An 8,072-nucleotide genomic window follows, 5' to 3' on the forward strand; every position below is an offset into this window, starting at 1 on the left:
GATCTGGGAGGAGGGCACGTTCGATGCGCGCCTGCTGGCCTTGCGGCAGTTGCGCGCGTCAGACCCCGACGGCGCGCGCCAGCGCCTGCAGGACGCGCAGAAGGAACTGTCCGCACGTGAACGCGCCGCCTGCGTCGATGCGTTGCGGCCGCAGTTGTGCGAGGCCGATGCGCCGTTCCTGCAGCAACTGCTGAAGGACCGCAGCCGCGAGGTCCGCCAGTTGGCCGGGCCGATGCTGGCGCGGTTGCCGTCCACCGCGCATGCGCAGTACCTGCAGGCGCAGATGTCGGCGGTATTGCAACAGCAGCGCACCGGCCTGTTGCGCCGAGTGACCTGGACCCTGGAGGCGCCGAGGGCGGCCGATGCCGGCTGGAACGAGGCGGCCATCGACAGCAAGCGGCCCGACAGCGACGCGCTCGGTGAGCGCGCCTGGTGGCTCTATCAACTGGCGCGGCAGTTGCCGCTCGCCTGGTGGTGCCGCACGCTGGAGAAGACCCCGCAAGAGGTGCTGGCCTGGTCCCGCACCACGGAGTGGGACGCCGCCCTGCTGCGTGCCTGGCTGGAGCAGGTGGACGCCAGCGAGCCAGCCTGGGTGGAAGCCCTGCTCGACGTGGAGCAACGGCAGCGCAGCCCCAGCGAGCTGCTGGCCCTGCTGCCGCCGGAGCGGCGCGAGCGCTACTGGCCGCCGAGTACCGCGCAACTGCAGCGGCAGGCGCTGCTCGGCGAGGTGCTGGCCGGCACCGCCCACGGCCAGCACTTGAGCGCCGCCTATTCGCAGTCGCTGGCGACAGACCTGGGCTCGCTGTTCGGCGCTCCGATGCTGCGCCACGACTATCTGCTGCGCGACGCGCTGCTGGAACTGCTCGCCGTCCTGCATCCATCCGCATTGCCGCGGGTGCAGGTGGCCGATCCGCCGGCGGACGCCAGCGCCGCCTTGCTCGATTGCGTGCAGCAGGCCCGCCAGCTCCTGGTCCTGCGCCAGAGCCTGCACGCCGCATCCTGATCCTTACGCCTTCCACTGGAGACCTCATGAGCACCGCCGTCCTGCGCCAGCACGCCGAACACCAATACGCCGAGGAACTGGAGGAACTGCGCCGCCAGGACAACCGCCAGCGGCCTGCCAACTGGCAGCTGTCGCCCTGGGCGGTGGTGACCTACCTGCTCGGCGGCACGCTGGAGAACGGCTTCGTGGTCAGCCCCAAGTACATCGGCGACCGCCGCCTGATGGAAGTGGCCGTGGCGACCATCGCCACCGATCGCGCCCTGCTGCTGTTCGGCGTACCGGGCACCGCCAAGTCCTGGGTGTCCGAACACATGACCGCGGCGATCAGCGGCGATTCCACGCTGCTGGTACAGGGCACCGCCGGCACCAGCGAAGAGCAGATCCGCTACGGCTGGAACTATGCGCAGCTGCTGGCCAACGGGCCCAGCGAGAAGGCGCTGGTGCCGAGCCCGCTGATGCAGGCCATGCGCCTGGGCAAGATCGCCCGCATCGAGGAGCTCACCCGCATTCCGGCCGACGTGCAGGACGCGCTGATCACCGTGCTGTCGGAAAAGACCCTGCCGATCCCGGAGCTGGGCAGCGAAGTGCAGGCGGTGCGCGGCTTCAGCGTGATCGCCACCGCCAACAACCGCGACAAGGGCGTCAACGAACTGTCCAGCGCGCTGAAGCGCCGCTTCAACACCGTGATCCTGCCGGTGCCGTCCAGCGAGGAGGACGAAGTGGCGATCGTGCGCAAGCGCGTGGCCGAAATGGGCGCGGCGCTGGACCTGCCGGCCGAGCCGCCGGCGCTGCAGGAAGTGGCGCGGGTGGTGCGCATCTTCCGCGAGTTGCGCAATGGCGTCACCGAAGACGGCAAGGCCAAGCTGAAGAGCCCGACCGCCACGCTCTCCACCGCCGAGGCCATTTCCGTGATCAACAACGGCATGGCCCTGGCCGGCCATTTCGGCGACGGCGTGTTGCGCCCCGGCGACATGGCCGCCGGCATGATCGGCGCCATCGTCAAGGATCCGGTGCAGGACGCGCTGGTGTGGAAGGAATACCTGGAAACCGTGGTGAAGGAGCGCGAGGACTGGAAGGACCTGTATCGCGCGTTCCGCGAGCAGGCCTGAGCGAGCCGGCCTCGATGAGCGACGCCATCTCCCTGTTCGGCATTCGCCACCACGGTCCCGGCTGCGCGCGCAGCCTGGTCGCCGCGTTGACGGCGTTGCAGCCGGACTGCGTGCTGATCGAAGGGCCGGCAGGTACCGAAGCATTGCTGCCGCACGTGCTGGAGGAGGGCATGCAGCCGCCGGTGGCCCTGCTGTCCTATTGCGTCGACGACCCGCAACTGGCCGTGTTCCATCCGTATGCCGCGTACTCCCCGGAATGGCAGGCCATGCATTGGGCGCTGCGCAACGGCGTGGAGGTACGCTTCATGGACGTGCCGCCGGCCTTGACCCTGGAATGGCAGGCGCAGGCGCGTGCCGAGCGCGTGGCTGCGCCTGCAGACCAAACGTCGGAGCCGGCGGACACGCCGCCACCGGCGCAGGACGACGCCGACGCACCCGAGGACGAGCGCGCCGAGGTGCGCCCGTCCGATCCGCTGGACTGGCTGGCGCGTGCCGCCGGCCATGCCGACGGCGAGGCTTGGTGGAACCACATGGTGGAAGAGCGGGGCGACGGGCAGGGGCTGTTCGATGCCATCGCCGAGGCCATGGCCGCCGTGCGCGAACACACGCCGGAGCATCCCGGCCTGCGCGGCGAACACGAGGCCGTGCGCGAAGCCCACATGCGCAGCGCGCTGCGCAGCGCCAGCAAGGCGTTCGCGCGTGTCGCGGTGGTTTGTGGCGCCTGGCATGTGCCGGCGTTGCAGCCGGTGGCGTTGCGCGCCAACAGCGCCACCGCGGATAGCCGCCTGCTCAAGGCCATGCCCAAGCGCAAGACGCAGAGCACCTGGGTGCCATGGACCTATCGCCACCTGAGCATGGACAGCGGCTACGGCGCCGGCGTGGAAGCGCCGGGCTGGTACGACCACCTGTGGCGCAGCAGTGGCGTCCACGACCAACGCGCCGTCGGCTGGTATGCGCGGGTGGGGCGCCTGTTGCGCGACCACGGACTCGACTGCTCGTCGGCGCACCTGATCGAGGCGACCCGCCTGGCCGACACCCTGGCTGCCTTGCGTGGTCATCCGGCCCCGGGCCTGGACGACATCGCCGAGGCCAGCCGCGCGGTCATCTGCAACGGCGACGATGCGCCCATGCGGCTCATCCGCGAGCGCCTGATGGTCGGCGATGCCCTGGGGCAGGTACCCGACAGCGTGCCGGCGGTGCCGCTGCAGCGCGACCTGGAGGCGCAGCAGAAGCGCCTGCGCCTGAAACCCGAAGCGCTGGAAAAGACCCTGGATCTGGATCTGCGCAAGGACACCGACCTGGCACGCAGCCATCTGCTGCATCGGCTGCGCCTGATCGGCATCGAATGGGGCCGGCTGGCGCGCACCGGGCAGTCCGCACGCGGCACCTTCCACGAAATCTGGCAACTGGCCTGGCAGCCGCAGTTCCTCGTGGACCTGGTGCAAGCCAGCCGCCACGGGCAGACCCTGGCCGATGCCGCGTCCAGCATGGCCACCGCACAGGCACGCAAGGCCGAGGCGCTGCCGGCCTTGTCCGCGTTGGTGGACCAAGTGCTGCTGGCCGATCTGCCGCAGGCGGTCAGCGCGATCGCCGCCGAGCTCGAGGCCCGCGCCGCCACCGATGCCGACCCGCTGGCGCTGCTCGGCGCACTGCCGCCACTGGCCAACGTGTACCGCTACGGCAATGTCCGCCAGACCGAGGGCAACCAGGTCGCACACCTGTTCGACAGCATGCTGGCGCGCGCGGTCATCGGCCTGACCCTGGCGCTGTCCAGCCTCGACGAGGCCCGTGCCGAGCAGGCGCGCAGCATCGTCCTGGACGCCGATCGCGCCATCGGCCTGCGCGACGATGCGGACGGCAGCGCCAACTGGCAACAAGCGTTGCAACGCGTGGCGCTGTCGCCGGCATGCAACGCCTTGCTGCAGGGCGTCGCCCTGCGGCTGCTGTTCGACACCCAGGCGGTGCAGGGCACCACCGTGCACCTGCAACTGCAGCAGCACCTGTCGCCGGGCGCCGAACCGCTGCAGGCCGCGCAATGGCTGGACGGCTTCCTCAACCGCAACGCCACCGTGCTGCTGCACGACGATGCCGTGTGGCAGATGATCGACGCCTGGGTCGTGGCGCTGGACGAGGCGCAACTGGTGCGCGTGCTGCCGCTGGTGCGGCGCACCTTCGCCGCCTTCCAGCCCGCCGACCGCCGCGACCTGGGAACGCGCGTGCGCCAGGCGCCGGTGGAGAAAACCGAGGCCGCTGTCGTCCACGATTGGAACCTGGCCCGCGCCGAGCGCGCGGTGCCGACGCTGCGCGAACTGCTGGGGTTGCCCGCATGACCGACACGCCATCCACACCCGACACGCCCACCTCGCGCGCGCAGCGCTGGCGCCTGATCCTGGGGCAGGAGGCCGAATCCAGTTGCGGCGCCTTGCCCAAGCCGCTGCAGGGCATCGACCAGGCGCTGGCCGCGCTGTACGAGCCCGACGGCCCAGGCGGCCTGGGGCGCCGCGGCGGGCGAGGGGCCTCCTCGCCCAATGTGGCCCGCTGGCTGGGCGACATCCGCCGCTACTTCCCCTCGTCGGTGGTGCAGGTGATGCAGCGCGACGCCCTGCAGCGCCTGGATCTGACCCAGATGCTGCTTGAAAAGGAAATGCTCGAGCAGGTGCAGCCCGACGTGCACCTGGTCGCCAACCTGATCGGCCTGAGCCAGGTGATTCCGGCGCAGACCAAGGACACCGCGCGCATGGTCGTGCGCCAGGTGGTGGAGAGCCTGCTGCGCCAGCTCGAGGAACCGATGCGCTCGGCGGTGACCGGCGCCCTGGACCGCGCCCGCCGCAACCGCCGCCCGCGGCTGGCCGAGATCGACTGGCACCGCACCATCCGCAGCAACCTGCGGCACTGGCAACCCGACCTGCGCACCGTGGTGCCGCAGGACCTGGTCGGCTACGGCCGCAAGGCAAGGAAGCCGCAACGCGAAGTGCTGCTGTGCATCGACCAGAGCGGCTCCATGGCCGCCTCGGTGGTGTATTCCAGCATTTTCGGCGCGGTGATGGCCTCGCTGCCGGCAGTGTCCACGCGCCTGGTCGTGTTCGACACCGACGTGGTCGACATGAGCGAGCAACTGGACGATCCGGTGGACCTGCTGTTCGGCGTGCAACTGGGCGGCGGCACCGACATCCATCGCGCGGTAAGCTATTGCCAGAGCATCATCCGCGAACCGCACAACGCCATCCTGGTGCTGATCTCCGACCTGTACGAAGGCGGCGTCGAGGAGCGGCTGCTGGCGCGCGCCCGCGAACTGGTCGAATCCGGCGTGCAGTTCATCGTGCTGCTGGCCCTCAGCGACGAAGGCACACCGTCCTACGACCGCGCCCTGGCCGCCAAGCTGGCGGCGCTGGGCGTGCCGTCGTTCGCCTGCACCCCGGACGCATTCCCAGGCTTGATGGCCGCGGCGATCCGCCGTGACGACATCCAGCAGTGGGCGGGGGCGCAGGGATTGGTGACGGTGCGGTGAGGTTGGTGGGACTAATGGTGTCTGGAGGATGCTTCTACTCCAGTCGCTTTTTTACATAAGATACATTATGCGAAATAAAGCGCGTGGCCCTGCAGCGGCTGCGCTGGGTCTGGCTTAACCTAGGACATCAATCGCCGGCCACCGTGCTGGGATCCGGTAAGCCCTGCCCGAACCACTTGTGCACAGGCACACGCCCGGCACGTCATCGACAACCACATCGACCTGCACGGCCACTGGGCGGGCTGGCGACTTGCGCCGGTCGCGACCTAGTCGCGCCAACTGGTGAACGAATCCCCGAGCGGAGACTGACAGGCCTGCTTTGGCGTGCAGATGCCACGGACTTACGTGACACATTCGGACAGATGGCGGAATAAGCGCATTAGCAAGGCAAGCTCCTGCACCCCGATCACTTGCATGCATCGTGGACGGCGTTGTCCATCTGACTAGATAATTCAAACGATCGATGCAACCCAGCGGCAGCATAGACCGCCTCACGCTGACGCTTCGCAGTCTCACAGGCGCCACCAGACTGGGAGCCAGAGACAGATGCGCCATAGCCGCCGCCAGAATGCTGCGCGGCGTATCGACGGTCCAGCTCCCGCTGCAAGCGGTAGCGACGCCACAATTCAGCATTGGACGGCTCAGGAACCGGAGTAGCGTCCCAGGCCTTGACGGCAGCACCCGACGCACAGGGCGTGGACTGATAGGTCACTGCCTTGCCGGCTACACACTTGTAAACCTGCTGCCCATAAGCGGGCAGAGCGATTGCGGCTAGCACAACGAAAAATGCTCGAGCGTCCATGACCCCTCCCCTGTTGCCGGGATCATAACCAAGAGGAAGCACCTTGAATTAGACAAAGACGCGAGCGCTGGCGAGCCTTGCGCGGGTGAGGTGTTATCCGTAGGGCACTGCCCCTACACCACTCGGAAGTCGAGATGATGGACCACCACACCCAAGTAGCGCGCGGTAGGTTGGAGGCATTCTAATTGTGCACTGGGGGGCGGGATACACCCCGCCAGCCCCTCTCTGGCTCACGCCTCAGGATTTAGCTCTTTCAGCGCCTCCAGCTTAGCTATATCCCGGTTTATGATCTGGACCGCACAGGCGACACAGTAGCGCTTCCAGCCTCTGCCCTCCGCGACATTGAGTCGGACTTCCCCCTGATGAATACGGTGGCGCTTGTTCGCCTGACAGTTATGCGACTTGATTGCTCTGTCGACCGTAACGTTATCTATAAGCGTTTTAAGCGCCATTGATCACCTCGGCTTCCACGGCAGCCATAATCGCGCCAAACTCCGCGTCAATCTTGTCGAGATCTGCTTGAGACATCTCGCTTCGCTCGCCCGCCTTCCTTCCGACAGCAGCATTCGCGCGAGTGCTGAGGGCGGCGGACACGATCACGTAGTTTGTCCGTCCCACGTGCTTGCGGTCGAGCTGTTTGCCTTCTGGATTGATCTGATGACGCTTAAGAAGAACTCCAGTGGCACGCTGAATTCGCTCGTTCAGTGACTGGCGAGCAGCTTGCCGTTTTGCAACTTTGGTAGTTGGTACTGGTTTGAGGATCTGCGTCTCAGGGTCAAAGTCTGCCTCGATGATTCCCTGCTTTTTCAGAAGTTCGATGGCAGCTGCAGCGTCTGGAGTGACAAGGTGCATCTCTTCAAGAGCGACCTCTGACTGCGAACGCACGTCCGGCAGGGGCAGGTCGTCTCGGGGCTCATATTGTGTCTCGGCGTCCGCTGAATTCGGGTCGAGACCCTCCAATGGGAGGAGTTGGTCGAAGTAGCTTTGGTCGGCTTCGCTAAACTGCTGGAAGTCACCCCATTGTCTGGCGATATTCGCGCCTGCATGAAAAACGACGGTGCCCTGATTGATGGAGTCGTTCGGCGCATTCTGTTTGATTACCCGCATGATGCGCCCGACGAACTGAACAAACGGCGAGAGGTTAGAGAAAATGCTGAGAACAGCAGCGACCGCGAGATGCGGGTGGTCAAATCCTTCCCCAAGCTTGCGAACCTGGACAATCACGTCTAGTTCGTGATTTTCCAGCTTACGCATTACCTTAGCGTTTGCCTGCCCCTCCCGTGAATGGACAAAGTCGGCACGACAACCGCGCGCGCGGTAGGCCGCTACCACTTGATGGCAGTGGTCATAGTTCAACGCCGAAGCGATTATCTTCAGCCGCCCCTCGCCTGTCGCTTCTCGGAGTCGATAGAGCTCTCGTAGCGAGGCATCGACAATCGTGTTCAACGTCTCCTGCGAGGTGACGATGCTTCGGCGGAAGCCTGCATCGTCTTCTCCAAGGCGCTTTACTTCTTCCAGACCTACTTCTATCTCCACGCCATCTTCAACTCGAACGTACTTAAGTGTCCGAGGATTTAGTTGAACGGCCTTGATTCGTTTGACGTAACCGGCTTTGATGGCGCGGAAGATCGAGTACGAGTAGATCACGTC

At 66.4% G+C, this 8,072-nt stretch carries 5 protein-coding genes; 4 read left to right on the forward strand and 1 reads right to left on the reverse strand.

All coding sequences use genetic code 11. From position 1 onward, the window contains the following. The 4 genes from D183_RS0118870 to D183_RS0118885 all read left to right on the forward strand — a co-directional run. Positions 1–1,003: DUF5691 domain-containing protein (locus D183_RS0118870; protein ID WP_017910371.1), on the forward strand; the 1,003-nt coding region annotated here is incomplete at its 5' end. Positions 1,004–1,029: 26 nt separating this feature from the next. Further along, entirely contained in the window at positions 1,030–2,112 is a 1,083-nt protein-coding gene (locus D183_RS0118875; protein ID WP_017910372.1) for an ATP-binding protein, read from the forward strand. 14 nt (positions 2,113–2,126) lie between these two features. Further along, complete coding sequence (locus D183_RS0118880) at positions 2,127–4,442, forward strand: DUF5682 family protein (RefSeq protein ID WP_017910373.1); 2,316 nt, start codon at positions 2,127–2,129, stop codon at positions 4,440–4,442. Further along, a complete protein-coding gene (locus D183_RS0118885) occupies positions 4,439–5,620 on the forward strand; it encodes a vWA domain-containing protein (protein WP_017910374.1) in 1,182 nt (393 codons plus the stop codon). The genes D183_RS0118880 and D183_RS0118885 overlap by 4 nt, the downstream gene beginning before the upstream one ends. Before the next feature lie 1,243 nt (positions 5,621–6,863). On the opposite strand, the gene D183_RS25255 is transcribed toward D183_RS0118885, so the two are convergent. Then, a partial coding sequence (locus D183_RS25255; protein WP_039728685.1) for a DEAD/DEAH box helicase occupies positions 6,864–8,072 on the reverse strand: 1,209 nt, incomplete at its 5' end.

This window comes from Xanthomonas sp. SHU 199 (assembly GCF_000364665.1).
Taxonomy (GTDB): Bacteria; Pseudomonadota; Gammaproteobacteria; order Xanthomonadales; family Xanthomonadaceae; genus Xanthomonas_A; species Xanthomonas_A sontii.